Annotated in this window: 15 protein-coding genes; 8 read left to right on the forward strand and 7 right to left on the reverse strand. The window is 62.2% G+C overall.

The window, feature by feature from the left end; genetic code table 11:
* The first annotated feature begins 158 nt into the window (after positions 1-158).
* Positions 159-1,100 (forward strand): ABC transporter substrate-binding protein, encoded by a 942-nt coding sequence (locus tag ABX74_RS14620; protein ID WP_047889098.1) that lies wholly within the window; start codon positions 159-161, stop codon positions 1,098-1,100.
* Positions 1,101-1,106: 6 nt separating this feature from the next.
* On the opposite strand, the gene ABX74_RS14625 is transcribed toward ABX74_RS14620, so the two are convergent.
* Positions 1,107-1,619, reverse strand: a complete 513-nt coding sequence (locus ABX74_RS14625; protein ID WP_223257918.1) for a MarR family winged helix-turn-helix transcriptional regulator — start codon at positions 1,617-1,619, stop codon at positions 1,107-1,109.
* Between the two features lie 42 nt (positions 1,620-1,661).
* On the opposite strand from ABX74_RS14625, the gene ABX74_RS14630 reads away from it, so the two are divergent.
* A complete protein-coding gene (locus ABX74_RS14630; protein WP_223257919.1) occupies positions 1,662-2,741 on the forward strand; it encodes an ABC transporter substrate-binding protein in 1,080 nt (359 codons plus the stop codon).
* On the opposite strand, the gene ABX74_RS14635 is transcribed toward ABX74_RS14630, so the two are convergent.
* Positions 2,677-3,510, reverse strand: a complete 834-nt coding sequence (locus ABX74_RS14635) for a phosphatase PAP2 family protein (protein WP_223257920.1) — start codon at positions 3,508-3,510, stop codon at positions 2,677-2,679. The genes ABX74_RS14630 and ABX74_RS14635 overlap by 65 nt on opposite strands.
* Positions 3,511-3,627: 117 nt before the next feature.
* On the opposite strand from ABX74_RS14635, the gene ABX74_RS14640 reads away from it, so the two are divergent.
* Positions 3,628-4,302: a response regulator transcription factor gene (locus ABX74_RS14640; protein ID WP_047889167.1), complete on the forward strand. Its 675-nt coding sequence runs from the start codon at positions 3,628-3,630 to the stop codon at positions 4,300-4,302.
* A 3-nt stretch (positions 4,303-4,305) separates the two neighbouring features.
* Here the strand turns inward: ABX74_RS14640 and ABX74_RS14645 are convergent, their stop codons facing one another.
* From ABX74_RS14645 to ABX74_RS14660, 4 genes are all read right to left on the reverse strand, one after another.
* Positions 4,306-5,694: a sensor histidine kinase gene (locus tag ABX74_RS14645; RefSeq protein WP_047889102.1), complete on the reverse strand. Its 1,389-nt coding sequence runs from the start codon at positions 5,692-5,694 to the stop codon at positions 4,306-4,308.
* Between the two features lie 106 nt (positions 5,695-5,800).
* Positions 5,801-7,198, reverse strand: a complete 1,398-nt coding sequence (locus tag ABX74_RS14650) for a serine hydrolase domain-containing protein (protein WP_047889168.1) — start codon at positions 7,196-7,198, stop codon at positions 5,801-5,803.
* A gap of 20 nt (positions 7,199-7,218) precedes the next feature.
* Positions 7,219-10,587 (reverse strand): serine hydrolase, encoded by a 3,369-nt coding sequence (locus ABX74_RS14655; protein WP_047889103.1) that lies wholly within the window; start codon positions 10,585-10,587, stop codon positions 7,219-7,221.
* 54 nt (positions 10,588-10,641) lie between these two features.
* On the reverse strand, positions 10,642-12,252 hold the full coding sequence (locus tag ABX74_RS14660; RefSeq protein ID WP_047889104.1) for an ABC transporter substrate-binding protein: 1,611 nt from the start codon (positions 12,250-12,252) through the stop codon (positions 10,642-10,644).
* 162 nt (positions 12,253-12,414) lie between these two features.
* On the opposite strand from ABX74_RS14660, the gene ABX74_RS14665 reads away from it, so the two are divergent.
* The 4 genes from ABX74_RS14665 to ABX74_RS14680 all read left to right on the forward strand — a co-directional run bounded on the left by ABX74_RS14665 (position 12,415) and on the right by ABX74_RS14680 (position 16,241).
* Entirely contained in the window at positions 12,415-13,575 is a 1,161-nt protein-coding gene (locus tag ABX74_RS14665) for a pyridoxal phosphate-dependent aminotransferase (RefSeq protein WP_024487530.1), read from the forward strand.
* Positions 13,576-13,639: 64 nt separating this feature from the next.
* Positions 13,640-14,248, forward strand: coding sequence for a TetR/AcrR family transcriptional regulator (locus ABX74_RS14670; RefSeq protein ID WP_024487531.1), 609 nt, complete (start codon positions 13,640-13,642; stop codon positions 14,246-14,248).
* A gap of 91 nt (positions 14,249-14,339) precedes the next feature.
* On the forward strand, positions 14,340-15,761 hold the full coding sequence (purB, locus tag ABX74_RS14675; protein WP_047889105.1) for an adenylosuccinate lyase: 1,422 nt from the start codon (positions 14,340-14,342) through the stop codon (positions 15,759-15,761).
* Positions 15,762-15,827: 66 nt separating this feature from the next.
* Complete coding sequence (locus ABX74_RS14680; RefSeq protein WP_047889106.1) at positions 15,828-16,241, forward strand: HIT family protein; 414 nt, start codon at positions 15,828-15,830, stop codon at positions 16,239-16,241.
* 15 nt (positions 16,242-16,256) lie between these two features.
* Here ABX74_RS14680 and fes read toward each other — a convergent pair whose 3' ends face one another.
* Positions 16,257-17,492 carry an enterochelin esterase gene (fes, locus tag ABX74_RS14685; RefSeq protein WP_047889169.1) on the reverse strand — a complete coding sequence of 412 codons (1,236 nt, stop codon included), beginning with the start codon at positions 17,490-17,492 and terminating at the stop codon, positions 16,257-16,259.
* Between the two features lie 66 nt (positions 17,493-17,558).
* Here fes and fepB point away from each other — a divergent pair, with 66 nt between their 5' ends.
* Entirely contained in the window at positions 17,559-18,554 is a 996-nt protein-coding gene (gene fepB / locus ABX74_RS14690; protein WP_047889107.1) for a Fe2+-enterobactin ABC transporter substrate-binding protein, read from the forward strand.
* Positions 18,555-18,570 lie beyond the last annotated feature (16 nt).

Here is an 18,570-nt window from a genome sequence, read left to right on the forward strand (position 1 = left end):
ATTGCGTCATCCCCTGATCCGCTCTACCGTTAGCCATGTAGGCGAGGCTTACTTTACTTTCCGGGTTCGGGAGTTTCCCGAAACTCGCTCGACAGCATGGGGCAGAAGTGATCGATTTTGTTGCGCCGCGTTCGAAACGCGGTAGCAGGGCCATCTTCATGGCTGTGGCAGTGGCACTTTCGACGGTGCTGGCAGCATGTGGCACCTCGACGACCGACGCGAAGTCCGACGGTGATGCGTGGACGTATGTCGATGCGCGTGGTCAGCAGATTTCACTCGACAAGATCCCCGAACGCATTGTGGCGACGGCGGACACCGCGCCGGTGCTACTCGAATACGGGGTCGTTCCAGTCGGTATCATCGGCTTTTCCAGGCTCGACGAATCCACGTTGAATGCATTCGACTTCAGTGGAATTGCCCATGTCAGCGAGACCGACACAGATATCAGTGCCGAGAAACTCCTGGCAGTGGACCCGGATCTGGTCATCGACATCTGGAGTTCGTACAACGGCGGAAACTTCGGCAGCATCTGGGGCGACGATATCGCTCGCGTCGAAGAGGTTGCTCCCATTGCAGGTGTCAAGATCACCGACGGGGCGCAAGCGGCGTTGGACAGCTTCAGTTCGTTGGTTCAGGGTATCGGCGGCACCGACACCTCGCCGGTCTACGCGGCAAAACGGGAAGAGTTGAGTGCGCTCGGTGACCGGGTGCGTGAATTGGCCACATCGCGAACGAATATCTCTGTTGCATACGTGATTCCGTTGGAGTCGAGCCTTGACTACGCGGTGCCGGGATGGACTCCGCTCGGAAGTATTCTCGAAACGATGGGCGTCGAATTCGCGAAGCTGGACAGTGAGGACGGTTTCTGGGCATCAGCGAGTTGGGAAGAGCCGGGCGTCTTTCCGGCCGATCTCCTCCTGATTCCGCCGACGTGGTCTGCCGCGCCGGAGCTCAATTCGCCGACGTTCACCAGGCTTCCGGCTGTGGTTTCGGGCCAGGTTGCCTCGGTAGAACTGCGTACGGGGTACAGCCTGACGGGCATCACGGAGCAGATGAGGCGTTTTGCCGACGTCTACGAGAAGAGTGGGAAAGTCACCTGAGTGGCATCATCGCGGTGCGTGAACTCGCAGTGATCGATTGACTCGGTCGAGGATGCCGATGGCAGTGGTCAATGTGTCGAGGTCACGTTCGTCGAGGGCTGTCAGTTCTTGGGCCAGGACGCCGATGCGTAGTTCGGACCGACGGTCCCGGCGCGCGCTTCGCTCGTCCTTCACGAAAAGCGTGCTCACCCGGCCGTCTGTGGGATCGGGTCGCCGCTCGATCAGGTCCTTGTCGGAGAGGAAGCGCACCAGCGTGCTGACGGTGTTCGGGCGTCTGGAGAGGCGATCGGCCACGGCCCCGATGCGAGTGCCGGGATGGTGCGCGACATCGTGAAGTACCTCGGATTGTGCCTCTGGCAAAGTCGCGTCGGTACCCGACGTATCCATGTATTCACGCAGCGCTCGACGCAATTCGAACGCCGCAGCGATGAGTGATCTCGATGCTTCTTCCGCAGTGGGCACGCGATCAGAGTAGCGATCGACCTCGTGTGATCCACGCCCCAAAACTGTATCTGACACAGATATAGTTTACAGTTCCTCAAAGGGTAGGGTCACCTAACCATGACGGTAGATGAAGCTGTCATGCTTCACGACGTACGGGACGCGATCATGAATTTTGGACAGAAGTCACGCAGTGTAATGCTGATCGGCGCACTGACATTGGTGGCAGCTCTCAGTGGCTGCTCGAGCGACGCCTCGCCAACAGACACTGACATCAGTCCGTCGACTCCGGCGGACTCTGCGTTTGTCGCTCCGCGAGAAGTCCCGGCTGGAATGGGGAGCGGAAAGTCGGACGGCGAATTCCCTCGTACCGTTTCACACTTCAAAGGTGACACCACGATCGAATCGCAGCCCGAAAAGGTTGTCGTCATTTCAACCGGGCAAGCAGATGCGCTTTTGTCGCTCGGCGTCGTTCCTGCGGCTTCGACTCGTGGTGACGGTGCGGACCTGGTGCCGCCGTACCTGTTGGCCGCATACCCCGAATTCCGCACCCAGTTAGGTGATGTCGTCGACGCAGGTGGGCGCTTCACACCGAACTTCGAAGCGATCGTCAAGCTCGATCCTGACCTGATTTTGATGAATGTTGCAGGGAAGGATGCTGATTCGCTGTACGACCAGCTTTCGGCAATTGCGCCCACCGTGGCAACGCAGGGGACCGGTGTCTACTGGAAACAGGACTTCCTGCTGGTTGCCGACGGGGTAGGTAAGACGCAGCAGGCGAAAGCACTACTGGATACCTTCAACGCGGATGCCGCAGCCCTCGGTGCTTCCCTTTCGTCGCCGCCGACAGTGTCGTTCACCCGCCAGAACGGAAATCGCTTGCGCATCTTCGGTATTCCTTCGTTCACCGGCAGTATCGCCCAGGATGCCGGCCTGACGCGTCCGGAGTCGCAGCAATTCGACGACACCTCCCGAGACATCAGTGAGGAAGAGTTGAACGTGGCGGACGCTGATTGGATCTTCTACGGAGTACAAGGCGGGGACCCGGCGACGTTGACCAACGCGCCGTTGTGGGCGCAGTTACGTGGGGTGATTGCCAACCATGCCGTTGCTGTCGACGACGACGTCTTCTACCTCAATACCGGGCCGACTGCGGCTCGTGAAGTGCTGAAGGTTCTGCAGAGCACACTGCAGCAGTAGTTGATTCGGACTGGTTGTGCGTGCCGACGAACCGGAAGACTGCTCCACCCGCAGTGACGGCAAGCGTCGCGAGGACAGCTCCGGCAACGACGTCGGTGAGCCAGTGAGCTCCCAAGTAGAGGCGAGTGAGCGCGACGACAACGGTGACCGTCACGGCGAGCAGCATCAGAAGACGTTTGACAGTCGGTGTTCGGTCGACGCTCACAACGAGAACTGCAATGCCGAACAGCGCTGCTGTGCCGGTGACGTGACCAGACGGGAACGAGTGGCCGGTCTCGAGAAGAACCTGGATGTTGATCGGCGGACGTTCGCGACCGACGAGCGCTTTGATTACCGTGCTGGCGACTGCCGCACCGCCAACGGTTCCGATCACGATCAAACCCGGAACAACCGAACGCGCTCGCCACGAGATGAGCACTCCGCAAGTGATCCCGAGCAGCGCGGTGGCGACAGGACTACCGAGATCTGTGACGGCGACCGCGATCTGGTTGAGGGCGCCGCTCCGATGATCGACCATCCAGTCGGTCACCGGCCCGTCGAAGCTCGTCAACCACCCGTTTCGATATACCTGGATCGAGAGCGTCACCAGGGCGAGGGCGAGCCCGGACGCGCGGAGCGCTGTTGACCGAACGCTGGAGGCCCGGTAGGCCGAACCGAATGCGAACAGCGCGGCGGCCACCACGATTGCGGCAACCGCAATTTCTGCGGTGGTGCTCTCGGTCAAGACTTCGGTGACCACGTTTCGCACGGTCGACACAGTTGCTGGCATGAATGCAGTGTGACGATCCGAAGCTGAAGAAACGCTGAACGTAACTCGGTCATGGGCCCACCGTCTGCTCTACTGGGTGCATCCGAACAACTGCGTGTCGACGAAACGGGGTCGGTGGTGCGAGTACTGGTTGTCGAAGACGAAGTACGCCTGGCCGAGACGATCCGGCGGGGATTGGTAGCCGAGGGATTCGTGACCGCCGTGGAACTCAACGGGGACGACGGATTCGCGATTGCCTGCAGCGACGAATTCGACGTGATCGTTCTCGACATCATGTTGCCGGGCAAACACGGATACGACATCGTGCGGGACCTACGCGCCCGGGAGGTGTGGACGCCGATCCTCATGCTCTCGGCGAAGGACGGCGAATACGACCTCGCTGATGCTTTCGATCTCGGTGCCGACGACTACCTGGTCAAGCCCTTCTCGTTTGTAGTATTCCTCGCGCGGCTTCGCGCACTGGTGCGGCGCGGCGCTCCCCAGCGTCCATCGATACTCACCGTGGGAGACCTGTCCCTCGACCCCGCCAAACATCGGGTGATCAGAGCGGGAATCGAATTGACGCTGACGCCACGTGAGTACAGCGTTCTCGAGTTCCTGATGCGCAACAACGGAGTTGTGGTCACGAAGACCGAGATCGTTCGCTCCGTCTGGGACACCAACTACGAAGGTGACGAGAACATCGTCGAGGTCTACATCGGTTACCTACGTAAGAAGGTCGACCTCCCGTTCGGAACCCACAGCATCGAAACCATTCGAGGCATCGGGTACCGCTTTGTCGGCACTGCCTGATCTTCAGTCGGTCGGTAGCGGAATTGTCACCTCGAATCGACTTCCACCGCCTACCCTCTCGCTGACGGAAATGGTTCCGTGATGCGCCGCAACGATTTCCGACGCGATGGCGAGTCCGAGTCCGGAGCCACCTCCCTGCCTCGACCGCGGCTGGTCTAGGCGGACGAAGCGTCCGAAGATTCGTTCGCGTTCTGCTGCAGGGATTCCGGGCCCGTCGTCCTCGACCACGATATGGGCTTCGTGGCCGGCTTCGGAACACTCGAGATGCACGAGGGTCTCCGCGTGCCGCACTGCGTTGTCGACCAGGTTTCGCACCATGCGCGCCAACGCCCTCGGGTCTCCGGATACGCGAACCGGAGCAACGGTGGCGGTGACCGCGATCTCGGAGATACCGTCGATCCGCTTCTGCTCGGCGAACAGAATGTCGTCGAGGTCGACGTCGACGACGGTACCGATGGATTCGAGTTCGCTTTCGTCCGAGCGCGCGAGAATCAACAGATCCTCGATCAACTGCCGCATCCGTCGCGCCTCGGGAAGTAGCGCGTCTTCGATCAGTGCGTCGTCGAGGAGATCCGGGCGTCGGTGTGCCAGTTCGAGAGCCGTAGTGATCGTGGACAGTGGACTACGTAATTCGTGGGAGGCATCGCTGACGAATCGTTGTTGAGCAAGTGCGCCTTCGTCGAGGCGCGCCAGCATGTCGTTCATTGTTGTTGCCAGTCGGGCTATCTCGTCGTTCCCGGACGGGACGGGGACTCGTTCACCTTGACGGCCACTCGAAATCGAGGCAACCCGAGCGCGGATGCGTTCCACGGGAGCGAGAGCCGAACCCACCAGGCGGTAAGTGGCAAACGCGGCCAGTCCAAGAACCAGGGGCCCGGCGATGGCGAGCAGAACGGCAACGGTGGTCACCACGGTTTCAACCGGTTCACGGTCGGCGCCGACGAAAACGGTGACCGGTCCGGCCGGCGTCTGAGCGCCGTGTCCGATCAGCCAGTAGTCCTCGTCGTCGGACTTCTTGACCCTTCCATAGGTGTCCGACTCGTCAGGGCCGAGAATGCGTTCGGAGAGTAGGTCGCTGTCAGTTCCAGGCGATTGGGCGACGATTCGGTGATCGGCGTCGACGATCTGCACGATTCCGATCTGGCTGTCGGTGGACAGAAGCGAAGGGTCGAGATCGGCTGGGCCCTTCCCGGTGAGTTGCTGGACCAACTGTGCGGCACGGGCCTCGGAGCTGTTCAGTGCGGACAGGTGCAGGGAGTTCGCCAGTACGAAAACCAGTGCAAGCCCGGCGATCACCAAGCAGAAGGCGATCACGAGGGTCGATGCCACGGTCGTCCGGGCGCGCACGCTCCACCGGGACGGGTGCAGAATCGACTCGCCGATGACGTTCATGGCGTCCAGTCTGTACCTTCGCGGCTGTGCATATATACAAAGGCTGTGCATATACAAAGACGGGTGACGCGGCCTCGTAATCGGACCGCGTCACCCGTCTAGAGGATCAAGCCACTCGCTTGGCGGTTCGGCCGCCGAATTCGAGCATCACGGCGCGTCCGGTGTCATCGGTGACGAAGCGCCCCAGCGTCCGCGTGGTGTCGGCGCGAGCAGCGAAGTCGAGATCGTTGACGAAGGCGATCGGGATCGCCGGTGGCCAGACGATGTCCTCGTATTCGCCGAGGTCCTGCGCGCTGCCCATGCGGACGCCGATTCCCTCGTCACCGGGGGCGACGGTCATGGTCAGGTTGCCGGCCTGGTACTTGCCCAGGACGGCGTCGACGGCAGAGGGTTCGGGCTCGACCACGTCGAGAGATGCCGGCGCGGGCAACTCTGCGAGGTTGGCCATGCACCAGTCGACGATCTTCTTGCCGATTCCGCCGCCGAGTGCGTTGGTCAGCACGGTGACGGCGAAGTTCTTCTCAGGCACGGTCAAGAACTCGGAGACCTGGAGGTTGCTGACGTTTCCGCCGTGCCGCACTACCTGTGTGGTTCCGTATCGAGTCAGCAGCCAGCCGATGCCGACTTCCTCGAACATCATCGCGGCGGGACGCTGCGGCTTCTGCATCAGCAACCGGGTGGACTCGTCGAGCGGCTGTCCCTCACCCGGGTGTTCGCCCGACAGTGCGTAGCGTGCCCAGACGAGCTGATCGCGCACCGAGGACCACATTCCACCGCAGGGCGTCATACCGCGGTCCAGTCCGGTCTCGTTGGACACGAACGGCTCACCCTCGCGGATGTAGTGGCCGAGTGCAAACCGGTGGGTCATCACGTCCCAGGGCAGGAACGCCGAGTTCTTCATCTCGAGTGGGTCCAGAACGCGCTGCTTGACCAGCTCTTCGAAGGTCAGTCCACTGATCTTGGCTACGACGAATCCGGCGAGGACGAATCCGGAGTTGCTGTAGGAGAAGACCTCTCCGACGGGAAATTCCTGTCGTAGTTCCTTCAGCCGTGAAATCGATCGACCCAGGGCGTCTTCACCCCAGCCTGCCGAGAGGCTGGCGTCGCCGGTGAACCCGCCGGTGTGCGTCAGAAGATGACGCATCGTGACTGTGCGGGTGGCTTCGTCGTCGGCGAGGGTCAGTTCGGGGACGTACTCGACCAGTGGGGTGTCGAGATCGAGTAGGCCGTCCTCGACGAGTGCCATCGCGGCTGTTGCAGCAAAAACCTTTGTGGTGGAACCGATCATGAACATCGTCTTGTCGGTGACCGGGAGCTGGGTTTCGACGCTCTCGATGCCACTGGTGACGACGATGTCCTTGTCGCCGTGCACGATACCGACCGAGACGCCGGGGATGTTTGCCTCGACCCTCCACTGGTCGACGAGTTCCTGAAGCTGTTCTTGCATCTTTGATTCCTCGAGTTCGCTGGCGTTCTGTGTTTCGGCGTTCGGTGTTTCCGTCATCGTATGTGTATCGGTCGTCGTCACGCGTTAACCCGTGGTAGGAAGCGGAATCCGACGTACACGCCGTCGCGGTGCGGCCGTACCGTCGTCCAACCGGCAGCCCCGGGTTGACGGGTGGTCCAGGTCCCCGGGATCTGCGACGGTACGAGAGTGGCCACCGCTGCAGGCTTCTTCGGAGCTGTTTCGTCTTCCTCGGGATTCGGGATGACGTCACCGATGACGGTGATCACAGCCTCGTCAGCGGACTCTCCACGACGGAACTCGATTGCTATTCCGCCCGAGCTGTACTTACCCAGAACCGAATCCGGAATAGACTCCACGCTCGCGGGGTTCGGGGCGAGGGCTTGCGGAGGTTCGAGTCCGACCAATGCGGCCGCGGCTTCGGTGAAGAGATCACGATAGAGGCCGTCTGCTTTGCCGCCGCTGGTCAGCAGCGCGATCGCGACATTGTGGCGGGGGAAGATGCGCAGATATGCGTGCTGCCCGATGGTGCTGCCGTCGTGGCCGAAAATTTCTTCGCCCGACCAGGTTTCGTGGAACCAACCCAGACCCCAGCCCGACTTGTCCGGGAACAGTTCGCTGATGTCGATTTCGGGTGTACGCATCGCGGCGGCTGATTTCTCCGACACAATCCGCACACCGTCGACGCTCTGACCTTCGAGAAGGCCGAGTTCCGCGAACGTGAGCAGATCTCCGATGCTGGCAGTGATGCAGCCGGCCGGCCCCATCGAGCGCGTGATCGGCCAGACGGGCATCACGACGGAGTTCCCTGTATGACCGGCTGCCACAGAGTATCTCGGAGTATCTCCGGTCAACGTGAGTGTGTGTGCGAGGCCGAGCGGATCGATGATTCGCTCCTTGAGGATGTCGTCCCAGATGCCGCCGCGAAGAACCTCGACGATACGAGCTGCAAGGACGTACGCGGAGTTCGAGTACGCGAAGCCGTCCTCGAGTGGATGAACCTGACGGAAGTCACGCAGGCCCTCGACGTAGCGTTCGACGACGTCGTCTCCGCGACCCTTGTCAATGAAGAGGTCACCGTCGATTCCGTTGCGATGGTTCAGAAGTGCGCGAACCGTGATGCGGGCGGCTGTTTCCTCGTCCTGCAGTGCGAAGTCGGGCAGGATCGACCGGACGGTCGCGTCCAGGTCGAGCAAGCCTTCGTCGACCAGCTGCATGACCAGCATCGCGGTCCATACCTTGGTGATGGATCCGATCTGGAACAGGGAGTCGGTGGATACCTCGACCCCGGTGTCTGCATTGATCACGCCGGAAGCCACCGTCGTACGGGTGATTTCCTTGCCGCTGGAATCGAGTGTGAGAATACCGAATTGAGCACCGGTGACGCCGTAACGCTCACACAGTACGTCCAGTGAGCGCTTCCATGCGTCGGCGCCGGCAGATGCGTTGGCCAGGCCGGTCTTGGGCAGCTTCGCGGAGGTGTATCGCTTGACCCACTCGATGAGCCGTGTGCTGTAGTCGATTCGGTGCGAGATCGAGCCGTTGACGAGGAACCCGTGGCTTGCACCGGGATACGCCACCAGTCGGGTGGGTACATGCTGCTGGCGAAGTGCGGCGAACCAGGCCTCGGCCTGACCCAGCGGGCACCGCTCGTCCGACTTTCCGTGCAGGATCAGCGTCGGGGTCACCACGTTCTTCACGGCGGCGAGCGGTGAGGCTGCCAGGAGCCCCGCGGAGTTCTCGGGAACAGTGGTGCCGGTGGCGAGCGACGCGAGGTGCGGACCGAAATCGCAGACTCCGGCCATGGCGTTGAAATCGCAGATCAGCCCACCGGCCACCGCCGCGGCAAAGCGATCGGTCTGCGAGGTGAGGTGGCAGGTGCTGTATCCGCCGTAGCTGTACCCGGTGATCGCCAGGCGGTCCCCGTCGACAAGTCCCTCGGCGACAAGTGCGTCGATCGGCTCGAGGAAGTCGGCTTGGTCCGAGGTACCCCAGGCGCCGTTGACGGCATACATGAAGTCTGCGCCGTACCCGTCCGATCCACGTGGATTGAGGGTCAGGATGCGCCAGCCCTGCGCTGCGAGAACCTGGTGGGCGGGGTGATAGGTATCGGCAACGCCGGTCCACGCGTTGTGCGGTCCGCCGTGAATGTCGAGCAGAAGAGGTGCAGCGCCATCAGTTTCGGGAGCGGACAGCAACCAACCATGCACGGTACGGCCGTCGGAGATGGTGAATTCGCGCTCCTCGGCGGCAAACAGGGTCACCTCGGGGAGTGCTTCTGCGGTGAATTTTGTCAGCGTGGTGACAGCGCCGCTGTCGAGATCGACGAGTGCGACCTCGCCGAAGGACTGCTGTGTGGTGACGATGACGGAGGCGACGCGGGCGTCACGGGCAACGGAGAGCGCCGAGACGACCTCGTTGGGATTGGCGACGAGGGAGCGAGAGGTTCCGGTTTCGATGTCGGCTGCATACAGATGCGTCCATCCGCGATCGCGGAGGCAGAACACGATTTCGTCGCGAGTATTCGACAGTGCCGGTGTGCCACCGGGGTAACCGGGCGCGCCGGGCATCACGTTGCGATCGAGATGAGCTGTGAGGGTGACGTCGACCGGTGTCTCAGTTGGGCCGGGGACGGACAGACGGATCAGGTCGGCAGTTCCGACACGGACCTCGGGGGTGCCGATGGCGACGACCGAATCTTCTTGCGGGTGCCACAGTGTGGAGCCCTGCACCCCGGTGGCGTGACCGAGTCGCTGCGGCGGAACTGACAGATCGTCGACGAGGATTCGGTAAGCGCTGAACGTGAGGTTCAGATCGCTGTCCGGTTCGAGATTCGCGGTGAAGGCAAGAGCCGTGCCGTCGGGCGACCAGGACGGTACGTCCGCATTCCAATCACCGTCGGTGAGGCGTCGTACTGCCTTCGTCTCCAGATCGACGGTGTGCAGGTGGCGACGGAAGGTGCCGAGCCAACCGGCGCCGTCCACCTTGTATCCGAGTCGGTCGGTGACGATGGGCGCATTCGGATCGGTGGAGTCCGAACGTGAGATCACAGCGGCGAATGCAATGGCATTTCCGTCCGGGCTCCAGACCGGTGCGCCGGCACCGAGGGGGAGTGATGCTGCTGTGGTGAGGGTTTCGGCCTCGCCGCCGGCGAGCGGGATCAGGTGCAGCTGCGCGGAGTCGCCGACCTTGCGGAGGAAGGCAATCGAAGTTCCGTCCGGAGAGAACCGAGGTGCCGAATCGGCGGGCCCCGCAGTGAGGCGGCGAGCCTGGGAATCGCGGGACACTGCCCAGAGAGATGTAGTTGCCTTTCCGGCAACAATTTCCGAGCGAACGAAGACGACCACGGTGCCGTCGGGCGAGATTGCGGTTTCAGTGGGTGTGACCACGCGGTGGAGGTCGTCGAGAACAAATGGACGGTCAGTCATGTAGATCCTTCGAATCGGAGAAATAGATGCAGACGTAAAGCTTTGTCTTCCGGCTTATTTCAGAACTCGGATGCCTGGGCCCGCCAGGGTTCCACCAATCGGCGCGTACAGGGACGTCGCACCGTTGAAGAACATGAAGTTCGGCGATGTGGATACCGGAACGACGTCAGAAGAGGTGAACAGCGCCTGTTCCGCTTCCTTCCACGCCGAGCAGGATTCCTGCCCGGGCAGAACCGAGGCCTTCGCAGCCAGTTCGGTGTACTCGGGATTGTCGATCGATGCGAAGTTGACGCCCGCCGGAGGGGTCGGGCCGGAGAAGTACGGAACGAAGATGCTGGGAGTGTCACTCTGGACGGTCAGACCGATCGAGATCGACCAGGATGTCAGGTCCTTTGCCGCGAACGTATTGGAGATGATGAAATTGTTGTCACCACCGCGAAGCTCTACCTTCGCGCCGAGTTCCTGCCACTGCTTCATCGCGTATTCTGCTGCTGCAGAAGTGGTATCGCGGTAGTTGGCAAAGATGACCGTCAATTGCAGCGATTGACCGTCCTTGGTCAGAACGCCGTCGGATCCGGGCTTCCAGCCGGCGTCGGCGAGGGTCTTCTTCGCCGCGGCCATGTCGAACTTCGGAACTACACCGGTGACACTGTCGTAGTCACATGCCCGCGGATCGACAACGGCCAATGCCGTAGCGCGCGAACCCTTGCCACCGGTGTTGATGTCCGTGTAGTCGTCGAGATCGATTGCCTGCACGAGCGCGCTGCGCACCGCTTCGTCCTTGGTGGGAAGAGCAGCATTGTGGTTGAAGATGAACTGCCCGCTCAAGGTGTTCGACGTCATCGATTCCAGGCCGGACGCTTCCACACGTTCGATATCCGCACCGGCCACCGGTGCTGCGTTCACCGTTCCGGTGAGGACCAGGTTCGCCGTCGTCGCCGCGTCGGTCACGATCTTGATCGTGACGGCCTTGGGCACTCCGAGGGTGTCCGATGTGGTTTCGCCGTTCGGTCCCCAGTTGTATCCGTCGCGGCGTTCGAGCGTCACGTGATCGTTTGCCACTACTTCGGTGATCTTGAACAGGCCGGTTCCGTTGCTGCTGCCGCGAACACTGGCGGGGTCGTCGAGTGCTGCCTGGCATGCCAGTTTGAGAGCACCGATGCGCTCGAGCAGGAAGGGCGCAGGTTCCGCCGTCTTGATCGTGAGCTCGTCGCCATCGGCGGTTGCTACTGCAGTTTCGGGTACCGACGCTCCCAGCCACGGCGAGCCGTTCGTCTTGTCGACGACCCAGTTGATGTTGTTCGCGGCTGTCTGGGCAGTGAACGTCGTGCCGTCTTCACACGTGATCCCTTTTTTGAGGGTGAAGTTCAGCGAAGTTCCGTTCTCGCTCCATTTTTCGGCCAGATACGAGCCCGCTGCACGGGTTTTGGGGTCGATGGCCAACAACGAGTCGTTGGTATAGCTGTTGATTGCCTGCGTGGCAGTCAGGTTGGTGATCAGGGGATGAAGGTTGCCGGGGTCGGTGTTCACGATCGTCGTGAAACTCCCGTCCTTGGCGTAGTCCCCGGAGGTCCCGCCGCCAGGATCAGAGGTGCTTCCGCACGAGGCAACCGTGAGAACGCCGATCGTGACCAGAGCCGCGGTGGGCACTGAGCGAGCTTTCATCTGATGCACCTTTTGATCGAAGGATGTCGTTGATCAATGCTGCGCGAGGGACGTGGCCCAGGTCTCGTTGAATCGACTCATGCTGAGCACCTGAATCTGTCGGATCGTCACAATGGATGGTCGTCGTTTCTCACGGAAGTGTGGTTCGGCTACCGTCGGGGTGTGCGCTCAGAATCTCGTCGATCAGATATCCAGACCTTCCATGTCATGGATGTATGGAAGGCCGCGACCGAACGTCAGCGGACGCACGGTGACGTTCTGACGTTGGCTGCCGGTCAACCGTCGACCCCCGCGCCGGCACCGGTGCTACGTGCGACGCGCGAGATCCTCGGCACCGAACTACTCGGGTATACCGAGACTTTCGGGATCCTGCCGCTACGCGAAGCTATTGCGCGCTACCACAGCGAGCGATCGGGAATAGCCGTCGACGCCGAAGACGTGGTGGTGACGACAGGTTCGTCCGGGGCGTTCACCTTGCTTTTCCTGGCCGCGTTCGACGAGGGCGACACCGTGGTGGTCGCTCGCCCCGGATATCCCGCCTACCGCAACACCCTTGCCGCTCTCGGCTGCAACGTCGTCGAACTCGACTGCGGGCCGGCAACCCGATACCAGCCGACGGTGGACATGCTCGAGGCCTTGCCGTCGCCGCCTGCCGGTCTGATCGTTGCCAGCCCGGCAAATCCGACGGGCACGGTGATCTCGCCCGAGGAGCTCGCTGCGTTGGCGACGTGGTGCGAGCAGCACGGCACCCTTCTGATCTCGGACGAGATCTACCACGGCATCGGATACGGCGATCAGCACACGTCGAGCGCCTGGGAGACCTCACGCGAATCCGTTGTGATCGGCTCGGTGTCCAAGTACTTCTCGATGACGGGTTGGCGGCTCGGGTGGATGTTGGTGCCGACGTACTTGCGGCGCCCGCTGCAGCGACTCGCGTCGAACATGACGGTGTGTCCGCCCGCGATCTCTCAGTACGCCGCCATCGAGGCGTTCTCGGACGAGGCGAAGGTCGAGTTGGACGGGCACGTTCAGCGGTACGCCGTCAATCGTGAACTGCTGTTGACCGGGTTGCCGAAACTGGGCATCACCGAGCTGGCTCCCGCCGACGGTGCGTTCTACGTCTACGCGGATATCGGCCATCTGTGTGGCGACGAGGGCGCCACCGCGTGGTGTGCCCGGTTGCTGACAGATACCGGGGTCGCGTTGGCACCCGGAATCGATTTCGACACCGTCCACGGAAACCGGATGGTCAGACTTTCGTTCGCGGGCGCGACAGCCGACATCCAGGAGGCGCTGACCCGCCTCGAGAAGTGGCTCGGGTAACAAACAGCAGGGTCTTCGAGCTGTTTCGCCATGCGGAGGTGCCCTCTGCTGGCACGATGTCGTGGTGTCTTCTGCAGCTACGCCCAAGGGTGAACGACGTCGCCAAGCTCTGGTGGCGTCCGCTGCTGAACTTTTGCTGGAGGGCGGGTTCGACGCCGTTCGTCACCGAGCGGTGGCAACCAGGGCCGACCTTCCTCTGGCTTCGACGACCTATTACTTCGACTCACTCGACGATCTGATCGCGTGTGCCGTCGAGCTCAACGGCAACGCCGACATGGAAGCGATGCGCGCCAGAGTGGCTGCGGTGACCCAACGTCGGCGGGGCGCGGAATCAACCGTCGAACTTTTGGTCGAGCTGCTGCTCGGAGACGAAGAGAAGCGGCCGGAGAGCCGCGAACGATTGATCTCGCGCTACGAACGATTTGTGGCGTGTGCCCGTCATCCCGCGCTTCGTGACGTGCAGTTGCGCCTACGCGCCCAGCTCGACGACCTGTTGACCGATGCGCTTCGACGCTCGGGCCGAACGGCTCCCGAGGGGCAGTTGCGCCGTCTTGTCGCGATGGTCGACGGCGCGATGATCACGGCGCTCGGGGAGTACGACCCGGACCCACGCGGGTTGGCCAGAGGAATGCTCTTGGAATCGATCGACGTGATGGCGCCGCCGGTCGTCTAGCTCGGGGGTGACAGCTGCTCTAGCTCGGGGGTGACAGCTGCTCTAGCTCGGGGGTAACAGCACTGCTCGGCCACCGTTAGACTGAGGCCTCGTGAGCCGCATCCCGAATGTCCTTGCCAACCGATACGCCAGCCCGGAGCTTGTTGCTCTGTGGTCTCCCGAGTACAAGATCGTGCTCGAGCGCCAATTGTGGGTGGCGGTGTTGCGTGCGCAGGCAGAGCTGGGCATCGACATTCCGGCCGACGCCATCGACGACTACGAGCGCGTCATCGACAACGTCGACCTGGCGTCCATCGCGGACCGCGAGCGGGTCACCCGCCACGACGTGAAGGCACGCATCGAGGAATTCAATGCACTCGCCGGACACGAGCAGGTCCACAAGGGCATGACCAGCCGTGACCTCACCGAGAACGTCGAGCAGCTGCAGATCGTGCGTTCTCTCGAACACGTCTACAACCACGGTATCGCCGTCGCCGCCCGTCTGGGTGAGCGCGCTGCCGAGTACTCGTCCATCGTGATGGCCGGCCGCTCGCACAACGTCGCAGCTCAGGCCACCACCTTGGGCAAGCGTTTCGCTTCCGCGGCCGACGAGCTTCTCGTTGCACTGACACGTCTGCGTCAGCTGATCGATCGCTACCCGCTGCGTGGGATCAAGGGCCCGATGGGTACCGCTCAGGACATGCTCGACCTCCTCGACGGCGATGCGGCCAAGCTCGAGCAGCTCGAAGCGAAGGTCGCGGAGCACCTCGGATTCGCCCACGTACTGACCAGCGTCGGCCAGGTGTACCCGCGTTCCCTCGACCACGACGTCATCTCCGCGCTCGTCCAGGTCGGCGCGGGCCCGTCGTCGTTTGCACACACGATCCGCCTGATGGCCGGCCATGAGCTGGTCACCGAAGGCTTCCAGCCCGGCCAGGTCGGCAGCTCGGCGATGCCGCACAAGATGAACACCCGCTCGTGCGAGCGAGTCAACGGACTTCAGGTGATCCTGCGCGGCTACGGCTCCATGGCAGCCGAGCTTGCGGGTGCACAGTGGAACGAAGGCGACGTCTTCTGCTCCGTCGTGCGCCGCGTCGCTCTCCCGGACGCGTTCTTCGCGATCGACGGCATGTTCGAGACCTTCCTGACCGTGCTGATCGAGATGGGCGCGTACCCGGCCGTCATCGAGAAGGAACTGACGCGCTACCTGCCGTTCCTCGCCACGACCCGCGTTCTCATGGCAGCGGTGCGCGCGGGCGTCGGACGCGAGGCCGCCCACGAGGCGATCAAGGAGAACGCCGTCGCAGTCGCGCTGGCGATGCGTGAGGAAGGCAAGGAGCCCGACCTGCTCGATCGCCTTGCCGCCGACGACCGTTTGCCGCTCGACCGCGCCGCACTCGACGAGGCACTGGCCGACAAGGCGGCCTTTGTCGGCGCCGCGTCTGCTCAGGTCGACGCCGTTGTCGCCGAGGTGCAGAAGCTTGTCGACGCCAACCCCGAAGCTGCGGCGTATGCGCCGTCGCCGATTCTGTAAGGGCTACGCCCCCGTGCGCCTTTTCGGTAGTCACCACCACCGAAAAGGCGCACAGGGTCGAAGAGCATGAACTGCATCTTCTGTTCCATCATCGCCGGTGAGGCCGAGGCCAGCGTCGTCTACGACGACGCGAATGTCCTTGCCTTCATGGATATTCGGCCGTTCACATCCGGCCATCTCCTGGTCGTGCCGAAGCGCCACGCCAGTGGATTGTCCACGCTCGATTCCGACGACGGTGCCAGGATCTTTGCCGTCGCACAGAAGATCGCCGCAGCGATGCGTACCGGACCTCTCCCGGTCGACGGAGTGAATCTGCATCTCTCCGACGGAGCTGTTGCGGGGCAGGAAGTCTTCCATGTTCATCTGCACGTCATTCCGCGAAATCGCGGCGACGGCTTCGGCCTGCGTGCACTACCTCGCACGCCCAATCGGGCAGTTCTCGACAGCACGGCTGCCGTCATTCGCGGTGCACTGAACTAGCGGGACCGGCCAGTTTCAGGGACTGCCGATCAGTTCGACAACGGAGTCCAGAAGGACACTGCGCCAGCACAACCAGTCGTGGCCGCCGTCGAAGATCCGATACGACACTTGCGCTCCGGCAGCTTCCAACGCCTGTGCGACCGCTGCGCTGTGCCCGACCATGTCGGACTCGTGCCTACCTACTTCGAGGACAACGCGTAAACCGTCCGGCACGCCATCGCGCTCGATGCGTGCGGCGATGTCTCCACCCGGCGGACCGTCCTCGCCGCGCTTCAAGCCTGTCGGCCACCAGAATGAACCGGACCCGCTGGCGACCAGCGCGAAGTGTTCGGGGAATTCGAGTGCTGCGAACATCGAGGCCAGGCCGCCGAAACTCTGCCCCGAGACCACCGTTCGCGTTCGATCAGACGAGAAGGGTGCGACGGCGCGCACCTGCGGAAGTAGTTCGTCGACGACTGCACTCCAGTAGTCGCGGTTGCACGGAAATTCCTTCGAACGACGTTGATTGTCAACGGAATCAATGGCCAGCAGAACGCAGGACTTCAGTTTGCCGGTCTGGACTGCACGATCGAAGGCGGCACCTGCTGGCATGACCTCGGCCCAGTGGCGCCCGTCGAGAAGTATCACGAGCGGCCGTTCTTCGAGCGGTGTCAATCCGTCGTCCACGGTCTCGTAGATCCACACCGGCCGCTCGACGTCCAACGTCGAACTGGCCCAGGTGAGCTGTATCGACTTCCTGAAAACTGGAGCATCCCAACCGAACTGGACCGGCGCCGAGGGCATCTCGGCGACGGAACGCCTTGTGTCCACGCCTGCGGAGAGCGAATTGAGTGGGTCGGCAATTCGGTGTTCGAGCAACCCCAACCAGCGGGTGCGGCGGGTCGTGTCTTCCTTGCCTGCTCCCGGATAGTCGAATTCGTCGACTACGGACTTCGGCGCCGGGATGATGCTGTAACTGCTGCGCCAGGTGTTCGAGACTTCGGCGGCGTAGAACCACACCGGACTCTCGCCGATCCGTTGCATCACGCTGAGTTGTTCCGCGTGATGGTCGGTCAACGAGTTTGCGTCGAGGTAGACGCGCTCGACTTCCGTCTCCTCGGGCTGTCGCCAGAGGAAAGTTACTCGAACTGTATGTGTGTCAACACTTTCGATGATCGGCGTGCCTTGTTGCACTATCCGGTTCCAGAAGGTGTCGATGTCGGGCGAGGCCGCGAGGGAAGCGGACAATTCTGTCACCGCCTGAGTTAGCATGAGCACAGCCTAACCTAATTTCATGGGCTTTTGAATTCGAGGAGTGGTCCGCCAGTGGGCGTCACAATGAAAAAATCGCGCGCCTTGAAGGTGCTCTCCGCAGTCTTGGTGGCAGGGTTCGCTCTCGCCGGATGTAGTTCTGCGGATGCCGATTCCGGTGCTGATTCGGCTGCATCGCAGGGTAATTGGCCCCGCACGGTGGAAACGTCGAAGGGGCCGGTGGAGATCACGTCGAAGCCGGAGAGGATCGTCTCGACCAGTGTGACGCTGACGGGCACACTGTTGTCGATCGATGCTCCGGTGGTGGCTACCGCATCGACGGGACCGAACACCGACGTATCGGATGCGCAGGGGTTGTTCACACAGTGGGGCGACATAGCTCGAGAACGTGGACTCGCAGTGCTGCCGATGGGCGGCGCGAACGCAGAATCCGTTCTGGCCCAGAACCCGGACCTCATCGTCGTCTCGGCGACTGGAGGTGACTCCGTCGTCGATCTGTACGAACAGTTCACGGCCATCGCTCCGACAATAGTGGTGGACTACGGCGGAAGTAGTTGGCAGGAAGTGGCCGCCGTGCTGGGTGAAGCGACAGGTCTCGAAGACAACGCAGCGGCCACGGTCGCGAAATTCGACAGCGCAGTAGAGGCAGCGAAGGCCGAGATCACACTTCCCCCGCAGCCGACCACCGCGCTCGTCTACTACGAGGACGGCAGCGGCGCCAATATCTGGACGCACGAGTCCGGGCAGGCGAAGTTGCTCACGGCGATGGGTTTCACGGTCGCCGACATTCCCGAGTCTGCGAAGAGCAGTGAATCCATGGGTAAGCGCAAGGACATCATTCAGGTCTCGGCCGAGAACCTCTACGACGGTATCGCGGGCAACACCCTGATCCTGGTCAGCGCCGACGACGGTGCGGTGAAAGCGGTCGAGGCACTTCCCCTGTTGGCGCAGCATCCGGCAATTCGTGATCACCATGTCTATGCCGTGGGGCTCGATACCTTCCGTCTCGACTACTACAGCGCAACCAACATGGTGAACCGGTTGGTCGAGCAGTTCGGCTGATCCATAAGTACTAGTG

The organism is Rhodococcus sp. ARP2, from assembly GCF_001029585.1.
GTDB lineage: Bacteria > Actinomycetota > Actinomycetes > Mycobacteriales > Mycobacteriaceae > Rhodococcus_F > Rhodococcus_F erythropolis.

Excerpts from the sequence above, each read along its gene's own strand:
- ABX74_RS14620 (WP_047889098.1), top strand. The coding sequence starts at position 159 with ATGGCTGTGGCAGTGGCACTTTCGACGGTGCTGGCAGCATGTGGCACC.
- ABX74_RS14630 (WP_223257919.1), top strand. The coding sequence starts at position 1,662 with ATGACGGTAGATGAAGCTGTCATGCTTCACGACGTACGGGACGCGATC.
- ABX74_RS14635 (WP_223257920.1), bottom strand. The coding sequence starts at position 3,510 with ATGCCAGCAACTGTGTCGACCGTGCGAAACGTGGTCACCGAAGTCTTG.
- ABX74_RS14645 (WP_047889102.1), bottom strand. The coding sequence starts at position 5,694 with ATGAACGTCATCGGCGAGTCGATTCTGCACCCGTCCCGGTGGAGCGTG.
- ABX74_RS14650 (WP_047889168.1), bottom strand. The coding sequence starts at position 7,198 with ATGACGGAAACACCGAACGCCGAAACACAGAACGCCAGCGAACTCGAG.
- ABX74_RS14655 (WP_047889103.1), bottom strand. The coding sequence starts at position 10,587 with ATGACTGACCGTCCATTTGTTCTCGACGACCTCCACCGCGTGGTCACA.
- ABX74_RS14660 (WP_047889104.1), bottom strand. The coding sequence starts at position 12,252 with ATGAAAGCTCGCTCAGTGCCCACCGCGGCTCTGGTCACGATCGGCGTT.
- ABX74_RS14680 (WP_047889106.1), top strand. The coding sequence starts at position 15,828 with ATGAACTGCATCTTCTGTTCCATCATCGCCGGTGAGGCCGAGGCCAGC.
- fes (WP_047889169.1), bottom strand. The coding sequence starts at position 17,492 with ATGCTAACTCAGGCGGTGACAGAATTGTCCGCTTCCCTCGCGGCCTCG.
- fepB (WP_047889107.1), top strand. The coding sequence starts at position 17,559 with ATGAAAAAATCGCGCGCCTTGAAGGTGCTCTCCGCAGTCTTGGTGGCA.